Here is a 17,232-nt window from a genome sequence, read left to right on the forward strand (position 1 = left end):
GCTCCCACAAGGGCAACATCACCTTGCAGGAGCGGGCTTGCCCGCGAAAGGGCCCTTTCAGGTCCGGCAAATCAGTGCATCAGTGGAACAGCACTGCCGTCTTCTGCAGAGTGATCCACACGCCCCAGGCCAGCGGAATCACCACCACGGCCCAGGCCAGCAGCACCAGCGGCAGGCTGCCCGGAGCGGCATGCCACTCCAGCGCCTGCGCGCCATCGGCGCCCTTGTCGTGGCTCAGCGCGCGCTCGGCAGCGAGCTCGGCGTCGGTCATGAAGTACTTGTCGGCCACCGGGCGCACCAGCAGGTTGCAGATGAAGCCCAGCACCAGCAGGCCGGCGAGGATGTACAGGGTCATGTCGTAGGCTGCCGCGCGCGGCACACCTGCCGCCAGCTGCGATTCGCGCAGGTAGGTGATCAACACCGGGCCCAGCACGCCGGCCGCAGCCCAGGCGGTCAGCAGGCGACCGTGGATGGCGCCGACCATCTGCGTGCCGAACAGGTCGGCCAGGTAGGCTGGAACGGTGGCGAAACCGCCGCCGTACATCGACAGGATGATGCAGAACGCCGCAACGAACAGCGCCACGTTGCCGATATGGCCCATGTTCGGCACCAGGGTGTAGAGGCCTACACCGATGGCGAAGAAGGCGAAGTAGGTGTTCTTGCGCCCGATATAGTCGGAGAACGACGCCCAGAAGAAACGCCCGCCGATGTTGAACAGGCTGAGCAGGCCGGTGAAGCCGGCAGCGATGGCAGCGATCTGCGCCAGTTGCGCGGCGTTCAGCTCGCTGAAGCTCAGGTCGTTGCCCAGCAGCTTGCCGCCGAACACTTCCTGCAGCAGCGGCGAGGCCATGCCGAGGATGCCGATACCGGCCGAGACGTTCAGGCACAGGACCAGCCAGACCAGCGCAAACTGCGGGGTCTTCCAGGCTACGCTGACGTGCACGTGGCGGTCGGTGACCATGGCGTTGGCCTTCTTCGCCGGCGGCGTCCAGCCTTCAGGCTTCCAGCCGGTCGGCGGCACGCGGTACGCCAGGGCGCCAGCGGTCATGAACACGAAGTAGATGGCCGCCATGGCGACGAAGCTCTGCCATACGCCGACTTCCTGGCCGTTGGCGAAGTGCCCCATCAGCGCAGTGGCCAGCGGTGCACCGACCATGGCGCCGCCGCCGAAGCCCATGATCGCCATGCCAGTGGCCATGCCGCGCTTGTCCGGGAACCACTTGATCAGCGTGGAGACCGGCGAGATATAGCCCAGCCCCAGGCCGATGCCGCCGATCACACCCGAACCCAGCCACATCAGCCACAGCTGATGGGTCTTCACCCCGATTGCCGAGATCAGCAGGCCGCCGCACCAGCACAGCGCCGATACCAGGCCGGCCTTGCGCGGGCCGGCGTGTTCCAGCCAGCCACCCAGCACGGCGGCCGAACAGCCGAGGAAGACGAAGAACAGGGTGTAGATCCAGCTGAGCATCGAGATCTGCCAGTCGCAGTCGGCGCTGAACAGGCGGGCGATGAAGCCCATGTCAGGCGAGCAAGCGACCGGTGCGGTGATGCCGATGGCCTGGGACAGGGGCAGCCAGAACACCGAGAAGCCATAGGCCATGCCGATGCACAGGTGAATGGCCAGGGCGGCCGGTGGAACCAACCAGCGATTGAACCCCGGCCGGGCGATGATGCGCTCCTTGGACAGGAAGCCCGGCGCGCTCGCCGCTGCTCCTGCCGTAATGCTGCTATTCATGGATTCGATCCTTTTATAGGTAGACTGCGCTTTCGGACCGGATCCTTGGCTTTTTCGCGGCACACAAGGCGAAATTGGCACCGTTTTCGGCGTCGTTGCCCCGCGACAATAGGTCGCGGTCACTCCGGAAGCTGCGCAAGGTTACCAGCATAAGATGACGGTGAGATCAATCTGACATCGTTATTTTTCATAAAACTGAACCGGTACAGGTCGGATGCGCAACCGTTTGCGATCTGCAGCGACCTTTTCGTAGGCTTCCATGGGAGCGGGCTTGCCCGCGAATGAGGCCAAAGCAGACCCAAGCGTGGAACTGCCCTGACCATAACTGTCGAAGCGATACTCAGAAGCGATGGTCACGGCGCTATACTCTGCCGCTTGAATTCACCTATCGGACTACAAGGACTCGCCCATGAAAGCGTTCGGCAAATTCCTGGGGCTGGGACTTCTCGGGTTGTTGCTGATCATCGTGGCGCTGGGCTTCGCCCTGACCCACCTCTTCGATCCCAACGACTACAAAGACGAAATCCGCCAGCTGGCCCGCAACAAGGCCCACGTCGAGCTCACCCTCAACGGTGACATCGGTTGGAGCCTGTTCCCATGGCTGGGCCTGGAACTGCACGAGGCGAGCATCGCCACGCTGAACAACCCCAAGCAGCCGTTCGCCGACCTGCAGATGCTCGGCCTGTCGGTGCGCGTACTGCCGCTGCTGCGCCGCGAGGTGCAGATGAGCGATGTGCGCATCGAGGGCTTGAACCTTACGCTGCTGCGCGACGAACACGGTCATGGCAACTGGGAGGATATCGGCAAGCCGCTCCCCGACCCGAACGCCAGCCCTGATGCGCCGCCCCCGGCTGCCGATGGCACCCCGACAGCGACCCAAGCGCAAGCCAGCAACGAACGCACGGTGAAACTGGACATCGACAGCCTGACCGTCAACAACGCTCGGGTGCAGTTCACCGACGAGCAGAGCGGCAAAAGCTATGGCGCCGAAAGCATCCAGTTGAGCAGCGGCCCCATCCACGACGGGGTCAACACCCCGATCAAGGCCAGCGCCTTCCTCAGCGCCAGTGAGCCGAACATCAAGGCCCGTACCGAACTGGTCGGCGATCTGCGCTTCGACCGCAAGCTCAAGCGCTACAGTCTCGAAGACATGCGCCTGTCCGGCGAAACCTCGGGCGAGCCGACCGCTGGCAAGACCGTGACCTTCGCCGCCCAAGGCCAGGTGCTGGTCGACCTGGGCGCCAACGTCGCGTCCTGGAGCGGCCTGAAGGTCTCGGCCAACCAGCTGCGCGCCCTCGGCGAGCTGAGCCTGCGCGACCTGGACAAGGCACCACAACTCAGCGGCGGGCTGTCAATCGCCCAGTTCGACCTGCGCACCTTCCTCGACGGCATCGGCCATCCGCTGCCGGCAACCGCCGACCCGACCGCCTTCGCCAAGCTGGAATTGGTCGGCCGCCTGCAAGGCACCCAGAACTCCATCGCCATGGAAGACCTGGCGGTGAAACTCGACCAGAGCACCTTCACCGGCCGCGTCGCCGTCGAAGACTTCGCCAAGCAAGCCTTGCGCCTCCAGCTCAAGGGCGACACGCTCAACGCCGATCGCTACCTGCCGGCCAAGAGCGAAGAAGCCAAGGGTGCCAAGGCCGCACGCCAGGCCGAGGTCAAGCAGCAGGAGGCCAGTGCGATCGCAGGTGCCGGTACCTCGCCACTGCCCAGCGCCCCCACTCAAGTAGCCTGGAGCACCGACAAGCTGCTGCCGGTCGATCGCCTGCGCGCCCTCGACCTGCAGGCCGACCTGTCGTTCGGCACCCTGACCCTCGACAAGCTGCCGATCACCGATGCACAGCTCAAGGCCAACGGCCAAGGCGGCCTGGTCACCCTGGAGACCCTGCGCGGCGGCCTGTACAACGGCACCTTCGAGGCCAAGGGTACGGTCGATGTGCGCCCTGCCGTGCCGCAACTGGGGGTGAACACCCGCATCAACCGGGTGCCGGTCGAGCACTTCATCAAGCGTGAAAGCCCCGATCAGGCGCCGCCGGTCAAAGGCCTGCTGACCTTGTCCAGCGACCTGACCGCCACCGGCAACAGCCAGAAGGCCCTGATCGACACGCTCAACGGCAACGCCAGCTTCACCATCAACGACGGTGTACTGGTCAACGCCAACCTCGAACAGCAGCTGTGCCAGGCCATCGCCACCCTCAACCGCAAGCAGCTCAGCGGCGAGCCACGGGCCAAGGACACGCCCTTCCAGGAACTGCGCGGCACACTGGTGGTACGCAATGGCGTGGCCAGCAACCCAGACCTCAAGGTGCGCATCCCGGGCCTGACCGTGAACGGCCAGGGCGATCTGGACCTGCGCGTGCTGGGCATGGACTACGGCGTCGGCGTGATGGTCGAAGGCGACCAGCGCGCCATGCCCGACCCGGCCTGTCAGGTCAACGAGCGCTACGTCGGCGTCGAAGTGCCGCTGCGCTGCCGCGGCCCGCTCGAGCTGGGGGCCAAGGCCTGCCGCCTGGACCAGGACGGCCTGGGCAAGGTTGCCGCAAAACTTGCCGGCAACCGCCTGAAAGACAAGATCGACGAAAAGCTCGAGGAAAAACTCGGCGACAAGGTGAGCCCTGAATTGAAAGATGCGCTCAAGGGGCTGTTCAAACGATGAGCCCCCAGCAGTTCTCCAGCGCCGTGCTGACGTGGTTCGATCAGCACGGCCGCCACGACCTGCCCTGGCAACAGGGCATCACTCCCTACCGGGTGTGGGTGTCGGAAATCATGTTGCAGCAGACCCAGGTCAGTACCGTGCTCAACTACTTCGACCGTTTCATGCAGGCCCTGCCCACCGTGCAGGCCCTGGCCGAAGCGCCGGAGGACGAGGTACTGCACCTGTGGACGGGCCTGGGCTACTACACCCGCGCGCGCAACCTGCAGAAGGCGGCGAAGATCGTCGTCGCCCAGCATGACGGCGAGTTCCCACGCAGCGTCGAGGCGCTGACCGAGCTGCCCGGTATCGGCCGCTCCACCGCAGGCGCCATCGCCAGCATCAGCATGGGCATCCGAGCGCCGATCCTCGACGGCAACGTCAAGCGCGTCCTGGCGCGCTTCACCGCCCAGGCCGGTTACCCCGGCGAGCCCAAGGTGGCCAATGCGCTGTGGGCCGCAGCCGAGCGCTTCACCCCCATGACCCGGGTCAACCACTACACCCAGGCGATGATGGACCTGGGCGCCACGCTGTGCACCCGCAGCAAGCCCAGTTGTCTGATCTGCCCGCTGCAACAGGGCTGCGAGGCGCACCTGCTCGGCGACGAGAAACGCTACCCAGAACCCAAGCCGCGCAAGGCCCTGCCCCAGCGCAAGACGCTGATGCCGCTGCTGACCAACAACGAAGGCGCCATCCTGCTCTACCGCCGCCCCTCCAGCGGTCTTTGGGGTGGCCTGTGGAGCCTGCCGGAGCTCGACAGCCTGGCGCAGCTCGACGACCTCGCCTACCAGCACGGCCTGCGCATGACCCAAAGCCAGGCGCTGCAAGGCCTGACTCACACCTTCAGCCACTTTCAGCTGGCGATCGAGCCGTGGCTGGTGCGTGTCGACCCGCTCGGCTCGCACGTGGCCGAGCCCGACTGGCTCTGGTATAACCTCGCCACCCCGCCGCGCCTGGGCCTCGCAGCCCCGGTCAAGAAGCTGCTCGCACGCGTGGCCGACGAATTGACTGCAGGAGACCCCCGATGACCCGCACCGTGAAGTGCCGCAAGTACAACGAAGAACTGCCAGGCCTGCCACGCCCGCCCTACCCCGGTGCCAAGGGCCAGGACATCTACGAGCACATCTCGCAGAAGGCCTGGGATGAGTGGCAGAAGCACCAGACCATGCTGATCAACGAGAAGCGCCTGAACATGATGAATGGCGAAGACCGCAAATTCCTCCAGGCGGAAATGGACAAGTTCTTCGCCGGCGAGGACTACGCCCAGGCCGAAGGCTACGTTCCACCCAGCGAGTGAACCCGATCAGGACGGTTGGCTGTACAAAAAACAGCCAACATGCGTAAGCGACGGAATTAATTTAAAAAATTTTCAAAAAGTCGTTGACGCAAGGTCTGAAAACCTTTTTAATTCGCCCCGTCGCCCAGATAGCTCAGTCGGTAGAGCAGAGGATTGAAAATCCTCGTGTCGGCGGTTCGACTCCGTCTCTGGGCACCACCATTAAGCATCGGGTGGTTGCAAAGTTACCCGAAGCGACACAAGAAACCCGCCTAGTGCGGGTTTTTTGTTGCCTGCGATTTCTCCCTCCTCCGTTGATCAAGAGTGGTCTTGCCTAACCGGCCACCATTGACCAGCATCAAAAAGCCACCAACCGCACCGCCCTAAACTGCGCCATGGACACCCGATCCCCGAAAGGACCTCCATGAGCGACGATTCTCCCCTCCCCCTTGCCAACCCCGTCGAAGCTGCCCCGGCTACGCCACTGCGCACACCGCGCCCTCGCAAGCGCAAACCGCAAGCATCCATCACCCGGATCAGCCAGCAACCTGCCGCCCTGGAAGTCGCCAGCGCCCGTAAAGGCAGCAACGAAGACAGCACCAGCGCGCGCCTGCCGGCCAGCTACCCCTATCGCACACGCATGCGCCGCCAGGAGTACGAAAAGGCCAAGCACGCGCTGCAGATCGAGCTGCTGAAGGTGCAGAGCTGGGCGAAAGATACCGGCCAGCGCATCGTGGTGCTGTTCGAGGGGCGCGATGCGGCGGGCAAGGGCGGCACCATCAAGCGCTTCATGGAACACCTGAACCCGCGGGGAGCCCGGATCGTCGCGCTGGAGAAGCCGTCCGAGCAGGAAAAGGGCCAGTGGTACTTCCAGCGCTACATCCAGCACCTGCCTACGGCGGGCGAAATGGTGTTCTTCGACCGCTCCTGGTACAACCGCGCCGGGGTCGAGCGGGTCATGGATTTCTGCTCACCGTTGCAGTACCTGGAGTTCATGCGCCAGGCACCTGATCTTGAGCGGATGCTGTGCAACAGCGGCATCCTGCTGTTCAAGTACTGGTTCTCGGTGAATCGCGAAGAACAGCTGCGCCGCTTCATCTCCCGGCGGGACGACCCACTCAAGCACTGGAAGCTGTCGCCAATCGACATCAAGTCACTGGACAAGTGGGACGACTACACCGCCGCCAAGGAGGCGATGTTCTTCCACACCGACACCGCCGATGCACCCTGGACAGTGATCAAGTCCGACGACAAGAAGCGCGCCCGGCTCAACTGCATCCGGCACTTCCTGCACTCGCTGGATTACCCAGGCAAGGATCACTGCGTCGCCCACGCGCCAGACCCGCTGCTGGTGGGTCGTGCCGCTCGCGGGTTCGAGGAAGAGGAGGCCACGGAGCTGGCCAGCTGAAACAAAAACGCCACCGTCGATACGGTGGCGTTTTCGTTGTGCGATGCCTTGCCTTCAGCGCCAGACAGCAACCAGAGCCTCGAGCTCCGCTTCGCTAAGCAGGCCTTGAGGGTAGCGACCATCCAGAAGGCGGCGCGTATCGGTCTTCCTGACCCGGATGTTTCCATGGTGCTTCAACCATTGCGCCAGCACCTTGAGCGATTCGTGATTGATCGCCATTGGAGACAAAGCCGACTCACTTGCTGCATTCATTTCGACACGTACTCCCCGGGGCCGTGAGCGGCTAAATTACTGTGGGATTGTTACAGAACAGCGTGGACCGCCGCCCCGAAACACCCCAGGGAAATGCAATACAAGAGCTGTGCCAGCGCGTGGAAAAATCGTTCGCGCAAACAAAAAGGGCCTGTCGTTCGACAGGCCCCTCCAGTGTTCGGCGATCAGCGCTTGACCGGTGCCGGTTGCTGCTGGGTGAGGCAGTGGATGTTGCCACCGCCCAGCAGCAGCTCGCGACCTGGGATCATCACCACTTCATGGTCCGGGAAGACCTTGGCCAGAATCGCTCTAGCCTGGGCATCTGCCGGGTCGTCGAAGCTCGGCGCGATGATGCCGCCGTTGACGATCAGGAAGTTCACGTAAGAGCCGGCCAGGCGCACCGACGGGTCACGCTCCTGGCTGCCGGCGACCTGGTCGACCCCGGCGCATTCTTCCTCGGTGGCGAACAGCGGCCCGGGAATGGGCATCTTGTGCACCACGAACTCGCGTCCCTTGGCATCACGGGTGTTTTTCAGCACCTCGTAGGCGGCGTGGCAGCGTGCATAGTTGGGGTCGTTGGAATCATCGGTCCAGGCCAGTAACACTTCGCCCGGGCTGACGTAACAGCAGAAATTGTCGACGTGGCCGTCGGTTTCGTCGTTGTACAGGCCGTCGGGCAGCCAGACGATGGTCTCCACTGCCAGATGCTCGCGCAGCACGTCCTCGATCTGCTCACGCGTGAGGTGCGGGTTGCGGTTGCGATTGAGCAGGCACTCTTCGGTGGTGATCAGGGTGCCTTCGCCGTCCACGTGGATCGAACCGCCTTCGAGCACGAAGCCTTCGGTGTGGTAGCGCTGGCAGCGTTCCATTTCCATGACCTTGGCGGCCAGCTCTTCGTCACGGTTCCAGGGCGCGTACAGGCCGCCGTCGAAACCGCCCCAGGCATTGAAGCCCCAATCCACGCCGCGCACTTCGCCGTGATCGTTGATCACGAAGGTCGGGCCGGTGTCGCGGACCCAGGCGTCGTCGTTGCTGATCTCAACCACGCGGATATTGGGCAGGTCGAGCTGGCGGCGGGCGTTTTCGTACTGGCCCGCAGATACCGCCACGGTGACCGGCTCGAAGCGGGCGATGGCCTTGGCCAAGGTGACGTGTGCCGCCTGCGCGGGCTTGCCGCCCAGGCGCCAGTTGTCAGGGCGCTCCGGCCAGACCATCCATACCTGGGTTTGCGGAGCCCACTCCGCAGGCATGTGGAAACCGTCGGCGCGGGGAGTCGAGTTCAGGGTCTTCATGAGTAGCCTCTGGATGGCCCGGCAGGCTGGTGCCAGGGTTGGTTGTTCAGGTGTCTGCAGGGCCCCTTCGCGGGCAAGCCCGCTCCCACAGGGGCAGCGAATACGACCAATCTAACCGATAGATATCGACTTTTAAAGCCTGAAATAAAATCGAAATAGATATTTCAGGAAATTTAATCGATATAAATCGGTTTAAATCAACTCAGCTCCGTCAGGACACGATCCACGCAATCGACGAAGTAGTCCACGCTCTGGCGCGTGGTGCACATCGGCGGCTTGATCTTGAGGATGTTCAGGTAGTCTCCCGTGGGCTGCATGAAGATCCCCAGGTCGCGCAGGCGATCGCACAGGACCATGGTCTCCTCGGTCGCCGGTTCCAGTGTCTGGCGGTCACGCACCAGTTCCAGCCCCAGGTAGAAGCCCGAGCCGTGGGCGGCACCGGCAAGCGGATGTTTATCGACCAGCGCTTGCAAGCGCGCCTTGAAGTGGCGGCCAACATCGCGGGCGTTGTCCCACAGCCCTTCGTCGCGCATCACATCCAGCACCGCCATGCCGATCCGGCAGCTCACCGGGCTGCCGCCGGCCGAGGAGAAGAAATAGCCCTCGGCCTCCAGCGCCTCGGCGATGTCGCGGCGGGTGATCACCGCACCCAGCGGCTGGCCATTGCCCATGCCCTTGGCCATGGTGATGATGTCCGGCACCACGCCCTGCTCCTCGAAGCCCCAGAAGTACTCGCCCAGGCGACCATAGCCCACCTGCACTTCATCGGCGATGCACACGCCGCCGCGCGCCCGCACCTTGGCATAGGCCTCGCGCAGGTAGCCCTTGGGTAGCGAGATCCCGCCGGCATTACCGTACACCGGTTCGCAGATCATCCCTGCCAACTGGCGGCCACGGGCATCCAGGTCGGCGAGCTTGGCGTCGACATCGCGCAGGTAATCGCTGGCGCTGTCGGCGCCGCGGTAACGGCCGCGGAACGTATTCGGCGCCTCCACCGGATGGACCCAGTCCGGCCGGGTTTCCAACGCCTGCGGATTGTCGGCGATCGAGGTGGAGATGGCATCGGTGGCCACCGACCAGCCGTGATAGGCCTCCAGCACGCTGAGCAGGTCACGCCCGCCGCTGTAGGCCCAGGCCAGACGAATCGCCAGGTCGTTGGCCTCGGTGCCGCTGTTGACCAGGAACACCCGGTCGAAGCCTTCCGGCGCCAGCTCGAGCAGGCGCTCGGAAAACTCGGCGATGGCCGCGTAGTGGAAGCGCGAGTTGGTATTGACCAGCGACCACTGCCGCGCCGATTCGGCGACCATGCGCGGATGCCCATGCCCGAGCACCGCCACGTTGTTGAGCATGTCCAGGTAGGAACGCCCCTGCATGTCGATCAGGTAGTTGCGCCAGCCGCGCTCGATATGCGGCGGCTGGGCGTAGTAGTGCTTCTGCGAGCGGGCGAAGCTGGCATCGCGCCGCGCCAGCAGGGCCTGGGCATCGACCAGCGGCTCGGCATCGCAATCGAAGCCCAGCAGTGCCGTCGGCGACGGGCAAAGCGCCAGCCAGGCCTGTGCCTGGGACGGTTTGGCGAAGAACGGCGGCGCAATGTTCGGATCCAGGCACAGCTGTACGCTCAGGAAGCCACAGGTCGAACCGAGCAGCTGCCCCTTGCGCACCGATTCGCCATCCTCTGGCGCCTGCTCCAGGCCGCTCAGCCACAGCCCCCAACCGGCGATGCTCAGACACCCGCGGCCATCCCCCGTGCTCAGCCAGATACCGGTTTGCGGCGCGTGCAACACCGTACCGCTCGGCAGGTTCAGTTCCACGCCCAAGGCACAGGTGGCAGGCTCGTCCGGGCGGTCAAAATGGGTTTGCGACAGACGGTACTGCCCATGCAGCGTGGTGGCGGGAGCCGGCTGGGCAAGCAACAGGCGCTGGTCGAATCCGGCCTGCTGCCAGTTTCCAGCCTCGCAGTGCGGGCTCAGCACACCGAGATCGAGCCGACCCACGGTCTGGCCGGCCAGGCTCGGCAGCAGTGCTGCGCAGTCGCCGAGGTCCAGGGTGTCGGGGGCAAAACCTGCCGTCTGCAGGATCGCCGCTTCCATCAATGCGGCAGGCACCGCAGTGGCGGTATCGAAGATTTCCCACTCATGGGCGATGTTGTCGCGGGTGTACTGGTTGTCCGGATCGACGGTGAGTTGCTGCTCGCTGCTCAGCACCAGCACTGCGGAACGGTTGAGCACCAGCGGCCACAGGGCGCGCAATTCGGCTTCGCTCAGCGGATTGACCGCCTGGTAGGCCGCAATCACCGGCAGGATGCGCAGCGGATCGCCTTCGGCATGGTGCAGCAAGGCTGCGCAGGTGACCGAGAGGTCGGCGATACGCCAGGTGTGTGACAGATCGCCGAAGTCGATCACACCTTGCGCCTGCCACTGACGTTGCTCGTCAAGCGACCAGACCACGTTGTCATCGGTGATGTCCAGATGCACCGCCTGCGTCGGAAGCTGTCCGACCAGCGGCTGCAGACGCGCCCGCGCCTGACTGGCCACACCCTCGACGCGCTCGCGCCGGGCCTCGTCCTTGATGACCGGCAGCAGGTGCTCGATCAACGCCTCGGCATGCCGCGGATCCCACTGCAGCGTGCGCTCCAGCCCCGGGTGCTCGAAGCCGACCAGGGCCTTGTCGAGTTGCGCGCACAGCGCCCCCAGCTCGGCCATCAGCCGATCCGGCATGTGCTTCAGGCGAGTCAGTGGCTGGCCGTCGATGTATTCGAGCACACGGCAACGCAGGGCCTGGCCGCCGATCTCCAGCGCCAGCAAGCCCTCGCCACCCAGCGCTGCACGCACCGCAGGCACCGGCAGGCCCTGGGTGCGCAGGTAGGCCAGCGCGGCATGCTGTGCCTCGAGCTCGACCTGGGCATAACTGCCGTGGCAGAGCTTGAAGACGAAGCGCCCCTGCTCGCTGTCCAGCCGGTAGTTCACGTCCTGCTGGCTGCCAAGGGGCACCAGCGCGCCGTGCAGGCCGTAATAGGCCTGCAGGGCATGGCTGGCCTGCGCCTCGGAAACCTCGGGACGTGGAAGGCTGGAGCGGTGGATCAGGGTGTGCAACGGCATGGTGCGAACCTCGGCCTCTTTTTTGCTTATATCGCCATTACCACTGCCCGGAAGCAAGGGGGTGAGACGCAGACAGTCGTTGCCAACCTGCAACGATCATTGCCAAAGGCGCGCCCCAGAAGGCCTGGTATCGCCCGCTGTCCATCAGGAGTTCGTTGTCGATGTCCGCTGCACCACTGTTGTTGTCGCCCCTCCCGCACCGGCTCCTTGACGCCGGGGCATCGTCGCGCAGGCTGCATGCGTCAGAAGTTCGTCACAAACGCGCGGGGGCATACGCATGAAGAAGGTCGCCATCCTGCAGTCGAACTACATCCCCTGGAAAGGTTATTTCGACCTGATCGCCGCCGTGGACGAGTTCATCCTTTACGACGACATGCAATTCACCCGACGTGACTGGCGCAATCGCAACCAAATCAAGACTCCCCAGGGCGTGCAATGGCTGACCGTGCCGGTTCAGGTCAGAGGGCGCTACCACCAGGCGATCCGCGAAACACGGATCGACGGGCACGACTGGGCCGCCAGTCACTGGCGGTCCCTCGAAGCGAACTACAAGCGTGCGCCGTATTTCGACGAAATCAAACAGTGGCTGCGACCGATCTATCTCGAAGAGCAGTTCGACCATCTCAGCCCGCTGAATCGCAGGCTACTCCAGGCCGTCTGCCACTACCTGGGCATCGGCACACGCATCAGCCACTCCTGGGACTATCGCCTGGGTGAAGGCAAGAGCGAACGCCTGGTCGACTTGTGCCTGCAAGCCGGTGCCAGCGAATACCTTTCCGGCCCGGCCGCACGCGACTATCTGGACGAAAGCCTGTTCGCCGCACAGGGCATCGCCGTCAGCTGGTTCGACTACAGCGGCTACCCCCAATACCCGCAGCAGTGGGGTGATTTCACCCATGGCGTGAGCATCCTCGACCTGCTGTTCAACTGTGGCCCGGACGCACCGCGCTTCATGAAGCACATACGGTCATCGGCTCCTGAATCCACCGCGCCGACGGGCGCAGCACCCGACATGCGAGTCTCCCCATGAGCAATGCACTAGACAGCTACATCGGCGCCTACAGTGATCGTTTCGGCTTCGCTTTCGACAACGACATCATGCTCAACTGGTATCCCCAGCGGATCATGAAGCTGTGTCAGGAGCACCACTCGATTCTGGAGCTGGGTGTCGGCCACGGTTTCTCGACCAACCGCTTCTCGCGCTTCTTCGCCTCGCACACGGTGATCGACGGATCGCCCTCGGTCATCGCCCAGTTCCGCGAAAACTACCCCGACAGCCCGGTCGAGATCGTCGAAAGCTATTTCGAGCATTTCGACACCGAGCGGACCTTCGACCTGATCGTGATGGGCTTCATCCTCGAACACGTCGACAACCCGCAGCAGGTCCTGGAACACTTCCGCCGCTTCCTCGCGCCTGGCGGCCGGCTGTTCGCCCTGGTGCCCAATGGCGAGTCGCTGCACCGGCGTATCGGCCATGCGGCAGGCAAGCTCGACGACATGATGAAGCTGGGCCAGGGCGATCTGGAACTCGGTCACCAGCGCACCTACTCGGTCAGCCGCCTGACCGATGAGCTGGAGCAGGCCGGCTATCGCATCGTGCGCAAGGAAGGGGTGTTCCTCAAGCCACTGATGACCTCGCAACTGCAGCCACTGGGGCTGTCCAACGAGATCATCGAAGGGATGTGCACGGTCGGCATCGACTACCCCGAGCTCTGCTGTGCACTCATGTTCGAGGCCCAGGTCGAGCCGACATGAGAAGCCTGTTGATCGGCAGCACCTCGGTCATCGGCCAGGCCATCGCCGCCCGGCTTGCCACGCTGGGCGAAGTCAGGACTGCGGGGCGTCGCGAAGCGGACTTCCCGTTCGATCTGGAGCAGGCAGACAACCCGCCCTTCGCTGGCGGGCACTTCGATACCGCGGTGCTGGTGGCCGCCGCCTTCGGCGGGACCTCCAGCCAAGCGCTGATCCAGGCCGAGCAGGTCAACGCGGTCGGTACCCTGCGCGCTTGCGAGCTTGCTGCGCAGAGCGGCGCCCGGCACTTGATCCTGGTGTCTTCGGTGTTCGCAGGCTTTAGCGCCGACGACCCTCACTACAACATCTATTCGCTGTCGAAGCGCCATTCCGAGGAGCTTGCACAGCTGTTCTGCAAGCAACGCGAAATCGCCCTGACCATCCTGCGCCCCAGCCAGGTCTACGATGCAGCCGGTGCCTGCCGCAAACACCAGGGGCTGCTGTACGTCATCGCCGAAACGGCGCGTGCAGGCAGGACAGTGCAGCTGTATGGCAACAACGATGCGCAGCGCAACTACCTGTTTCTGGACGACCTGGCCGAGATCGTGAAACGCGTGGCGCAGCGCACGGTGGTCGGTCGCTTCGACTGCGTGCACCCGCACAGCCCCAGGCTGTCCGAGATCGCCGAAGCGGCCTTTGCTGCCTGCGCCCGCCCTGCCGAAATCCACTTCCTACGGGACAAGCCGGACATCGCCGATATGCCGGCCATGCAGGCCGATGCGCAACTGCACCAGGCCATCGACTATTGGCCAGCCACTGACATCCGTACCGGCCTGCAACTGATGCAGGCTCATCAGGAGACCCAGCAATGACCACGGCAATGGTCACCGGCGTCGGCGCGATCATGGGCTATGGCCTGCTGAAATCGCTGCGCGCCGCCGACCCGACACTCACGTTGCTGGGCACCGACATCTACGACGATGCGGTCGGCCAGGCCTGGTGCGACCACTTCGAACAGGCACCGCTGACCGCCGACCCCAGATATCAGGATTGGCTGCTGCGGATGATCGAGCAGTATCGGGTCGAGCTGCTGATTCCCGGCATCGAGCAGGATGTGCACTGGCTCGACGAACACCGTGACGTGCTGGCTGCCAGCGGCTGCCGGATTGTGCTCAACGACGCCCGACTGATCAGCCTGTCGCGCGACAAGTACGCCATGGACCAGGCCCTGCTGGCACTTGAAGACGACGCCCGCATCCCCAGCTATCTGACCGGCGACTTCGCCTCGCTTTCGCAGCAACTCGGCCTTCCGTTCCTGCTCAAGCCGCGACGCAGCTATGCCTCCAAGGGCCTGGTGTGGGTCCGCGAAGAGCGCGATTTCATACCCTGGGCACCCCTTCTCGGGGAGGTGCTGATGGCCCAGCCGATCATCGGCAGCGCCAGCCAGGAGTACACCGTGGCGGTGTTCGGTGACGGCCAGGGCGGCATCTGCGCCGCGATCACCTTCCAGCGCAGCCTGGCCTCTGACGGCTCCACAGCCAAGGCCAAAGTGCGCCACGACGCCAGCCTGGATGCCGTGGTGCTGCGCCTGTGCCAGCACTTCAAACCGGTCGGGCCCACCAACCTGCAGTTCCGCCGGGCAGACGACGGCACCTGGAAGCTGCTGGAGATCAATCCACGGATCTCTTCCACCAGTTCCATCCGCACCGCTTTCGGCTACAACGAGGCCGCCATGTGCCTGGCCTGGTATCTCCAGGGCGAGAAGCCCCGGCAACCAGAGGTCCGCGCAGGTTTTGCGGTGCGCTACATCGAGGACTACGTGGTTCATGATCGGGATCATTTCTGACATCCACGGCAATTTCGCCGCGCTGTCCACTGTGCTCGCCGAGCTCGACCGGATGGGTGTGGACGAGATCATCTGCCTGGGCGACACCGCCGGTTACTACAGCCAGATCAACGAGTGCTGCGATACCTTGCGCGCTCGCGGGATCTTCTCGCTGATGGGCAACCACGATGCCTACATCGCACTCAACCAGCCCTGCCCACGCTCCAACAGCGCCAATGCCTGTCTGGACTACCAGCGTGAGGTGCTCAGCGCCGACAACCGCCGCTGGCTCGAAAGCCTGCCGGAGCGCGCCAGCCTGCATGGCCTTGAGCTGATCCACGGCGGCTGGAACGACCCACTGGACGAGTATCTCGAGCCCAGCGAGGCCTACTTCGCCGAACGCCCGGGGCGCTTCTTTGCCTCCGGCCACAGCCATGTGCAGTACCTCTGGCAAGGCCGCGAAAAGGCCTGGTGCAACCCTGGCTCGGTCGGCCAGCCCCGCGACGGCGACCCTCGGGCCGCCTTCGCCACCTGGGATGGCCAACGCTTCACGCTCTGTCGCATCGCCTACGACATCGAGGCCGCGCAACGCGCCATGGCACATGCTGGCTTCACCGAGTACTTCTACGAAAACCTTGCCAAGGGCACGCAGATCGGCGGGCGCATCAGCGCGATCCGCAGCGACCTTCCGCCCGCGAACGCTGCAGGAAACCGCCCATGAGCCTGGAAAAGATCCCCTTCAACCGCCCCTACATGACTGGCAAGGAGTTCCACCATATTGCCGAGGCCAACCTGGGCCAGATGCTTGCCGGCGACGGACCGTTCACCAAGCGCTGCCATGCCTGGCTCGAGGAACGTACCGGCAGCGGCAAGGCGCTGCTGACTCACTCCTGCACCGCGGCACTGGAAATGTGCGCGTTGCTGCTCGACATCCAGCCCGGCGATGAAGTGATCATGCCGTCCTACACCTTCGTCTCCACCGCCAATGCTTTCGTCCTGCGCGGCGCGGTGCCGGTGTTCGTCGACATCCGTGAAGACACGCTCAACCTCGACGAACGCCTGATCGAGGCCGCCATCACCCCCCGCACCAAGGCCATCGCCGTGGTCCACTACGCCGGCGTCGCCTGCGAGATGGACAGCATCCTGGCCATCGCCCGCACGCACGGCCTGAAGGTGGTGGAGGATGCCGCGCAGGGCGTCATGTCCAGCTACAAGGGGCGCGCGCTGGGCAGCATCGGGGATCTGGGCGCGTTCAGCTTCCATGAAACCAAGAACGTCATCAGCGGCGAGGGTGGTGCCCTGCTGGCCAACGATCCAGAGCTGGTGATGCGCGCGGAAATCATCCGCGAGAAGGGTACCGACCGCAGCCGCTTCTTCCGCGGTCAGGTCGACAAGTACACCTGGCAGGAGGTCGGATCGTCGTTCCTGCCCGGCGAGCTGACCGCTGCCTTCCTCTGGGCACAGTTGCAGGAAGCCGAAGCGATCACCAACAGCCGCCTGGCCACCTGGGAACGCTACTACCACACCCTCGCCGGCCTCGAGGCGGATGGCCTGCTGCGTCGTCCGATCATCCCGCAGGACTGCCAGCACAACGCTCATATGTACTATGTGCTGCTCGCCCCGGGCATTGACCGTCAGGCTGTGTTGCAGAGGATGCGAGACGAAGAGGTGTATGCCGTGTTCCACTATGTGCCACTGCATTCCTCGCCCGCCGGCGAGCGCTACGGACGTACACATGGCTCGATGCAGCTCACCGACGAACTGTCAGACCGCCTGGTACGCCTGCCGCTGTGGTGCGGCCTGGGCGATGAACGCCAGGACCGAGTGATTTCAGCCTTGAGTACCGCGCTCGCGCGCCGTTGAACCAAAGGCTGTTACGCGCCTGCAGCACAATGCCACCTACCACCAGCAGGATAG

At 64.2% G+C, this 17,232-nt stretch carries 15 protein-coding genes and 1 tRNA gene; 11 read left to right on the forward strand and 5 right to left on the reverse strand.

The genetic code is table 11. The annotated features are described in order from the left end of the window. Positions 1-79: 79 nt before the first annotated feature. Positions 80-1,738 carry an OFA family MFS transporter gene (locus HU748_RS09440; protein ID WP_186667453.1) on the reverse strand — a complete coding sequence of 553 codons (1,659 nt, stop codon included), beginning with the start codon at positions 1,736-1,738 and terminating at the stop codon, positions 80-82. 180 nt (positions 1,739-1,918) lie between these two features. Further along, positions 1,919-2,095 (reverse strand): hypothetical protein, encoded by a 177-nt coding sequence (locus HU748_RS09445; RefSeq protein ID WP_186720178.1) that lies wholly within the window; start codon positions 2,093-2,095, stop codon positions 1,919-1,921. Between the two features lie 52 nt (positions 2,096-2,147). On the opposite strand from HU748_RS09445, the gene HU748_RS09450 reads away from it, so the two are divergent. The 5 genes from HU748_RS09450 (at position 2,148) to ppk2 (ending at position 7,117) form a co-directional block, all read left to right on the forward strand. Then, complete coding sequence (locus tag HU748_RS09450; protein ID WP_186720181.1) at positions 2,148-4,397, forward strand: AsmA family protein; 2,250 nt, start codon at positions 2,148-2,150, stop codon at positions 4,395-4,397. Next, positions 4,394-5,461 carry an A/G-specific adenine glycosylase gene (gene mutY / locus HU748_RS09455; protein WP_186710232.1) on the forward strand — a complete coding sequence of 356 codons (1,068 nt, stop codon included), beginning with the start codon at positions 4,394-4,396 and terminating at the stop codon, positions 5,459-5,461. Before HU748_RS09450 ends, mutY begins: the two co-directional genes overlap by 4 nt. Further along, a complete protein-coding gene (locus HU748_RS09460; RefSeq protein WP_054891704.1) occupies positions 5,458-5,730 on the forward strand; it encodes an oxidative damage protection protein in 273 nt (90 codons plus the stop codon). Before mutY ends, HU748_RS09460 begins: the two co-directional genes overlap by 4 nt. Positions 5,731-5,852: 122 nt before the next feature. Next, positions 5,853-5,928: transfer RNA gene (locus HU748_RS09465), tRNA-Phe, on the forward strand. 205 nt (positions 5,929-6,133) lie between these two features. Further along, positions 6,134-7,117 (forward strand): polyphosphate kinase 2, encoded by a 984-nt coding sequence (gene ppk2 / locus HU748_RS09470; protein ID WP_238343321.1) that lies wholly within the window; start codon positions 6,134-6,136, stop codon positions 7,115-7,117. Positions 7,118-7,171: 54 nt separating this feature from the next. Here the strand turns inward: ppk2 and HU748_RS09475 are convergent, their stop codons facing one another. The 3 genes from HU748_RS09475 to HU748_RS09485 form a co-directional block, all read right to left on the reverse strand. After that, the gene (locus HU748_RS09475; RefSeq protein ID WP_186667450.1) at positions 7,172-7,369 is read right to left on the reverse strand and encodes a hypothetical protein; all 198 of its coding nucleotides are present in this window, start codon (positions 7,367-7,369) and stop codon (positions 7,172-7,174) included. Between the two features lie 185 nt (positions 7,370-7,554). Continuing rightward, positions 7,555-8,661, reverse strand: a complete 1,107-nt coding sequence (gene aguA, locus HU748_RS09480) for an agmatine deiminase (protein WP_186710231.1) — start codon at positions 8,659-8,661, stop codon at positions 7,555-7,557. Positions 8,662-8,858: 197 nt separating this feature from the next. Then, positions 8,859-11,759, reverse strand: coding sequence for an aminotransferase (locus tag HU748_RS09485; RefSeq protein ID WP_186720183.1), 2,901 nt, complete (start codon positions 11,757-11,759; stop codon positions 8,859-8,861). 277 nt (positions 11,760-12,036) lie between these two features. Between HU748_RS09485 and HU748_RS09490 the strand changes: the two genes are divergently transcribed. From HU748_RS09490 to rffA, 6 genes are read left to right on the forward strand one after another with little or no spacing between them, the layout of a single operon-like run. Next, positions 12,037-12,789 (forward strand): WbqC family protein, encoded by a 753-nt coding sequence (locus tag HU748_RS09490; protein WP_186720184.1) that lies wholly within the window; start codon positions 12,037-12,039, stop codon positions 12,787-12,789. Continuing rightward, the gene (locus HU748_RS09495; protein WP_054891698.1) at positions 12,786-13,514 is read left to right on the forward strand and encodes a class I SAM-dependent methyltransferase; all 729 of its coding nucleotides are present in this window, start codon (positions 12,786-12,788) and stop codon (positions 13,512-13,514) included. The genes HU748_RS09490 and HU748_RS09495 overlap by 4 nt, the downstream gene beginning before the upstream one ends. After that, a complete protein-coding gene (locus HU748_RS09500; protein WP_186667446.1) occupies positions 13,511-14,362 on the forward strand; it encodes an NAD(P)-dependent oxidoreductase in 852 nt (283 codons plus the stop codon). The genes HU748_RS09495 and HU748_RS09500 overlap by 4 nt, the downstream gene beginning before the upstream one ends. Further along, positions 14,359-15,336, forward strand: coding sequence for an ATP-grasp domain-containing protein (locus tag HU748_RS09505; RefSeq protein WP_186720186.1), 978 nt, complete (start codon positions 14,359-14,361; stop codon positions 15,334-15,336). Before HU748_RS09500 ends, HU748_RS09505 begins: the two co-directional genes overlap by 4 nt. Continuing rightward, positions 15,317-16,036 carry a metallophosphoesterase family protein gene (locus HU748_RS09510; protein ID WP_186667444.1) on the forward strand — a complete coding sequence of 240 codons (720 nt, stop codon included), beginning with the start codon at positions 15,317-15,319 and terminating at the stop codon, positions 16,034-16,036. Before HU748_RS09505 ends, HU748_RS09510 begins: the two co-directional genes overlap by 20 nt. After that, positions 16,033-17,178 carry a dTDP-4-amino-4,6-dideoxygalactose transaminase gene (gene rffA, locus HU748_RS09515; RefSeq protein WP_186720187.1) on the forward strand — a complete coding sequence of 382 codons (1,146 nt, stop codon included), beginning with the start codon at positions 16,033-16,035 and terminating at the stop codon, positions 17,176-17,178. Before HU748_RS09510 ends, rffA begins: the two co-directional genes overlap by 4 nt. Positions 17,179-17,232: the final 54 nt, after the last annotated feature.

Origin of the sequence: Pseudomonas sp. RW3S2 (assembly GCF_014268955.1) — a bacterium.
Taxonomy (GTDB): domain Bacteria; phylum Pseudomonadota; class Gammaproteobacteria; order Pseudomonadales; family Pseudomonadaceae; genus Aquipseudomonas; species Aquipseudomonas wayambapalatensis.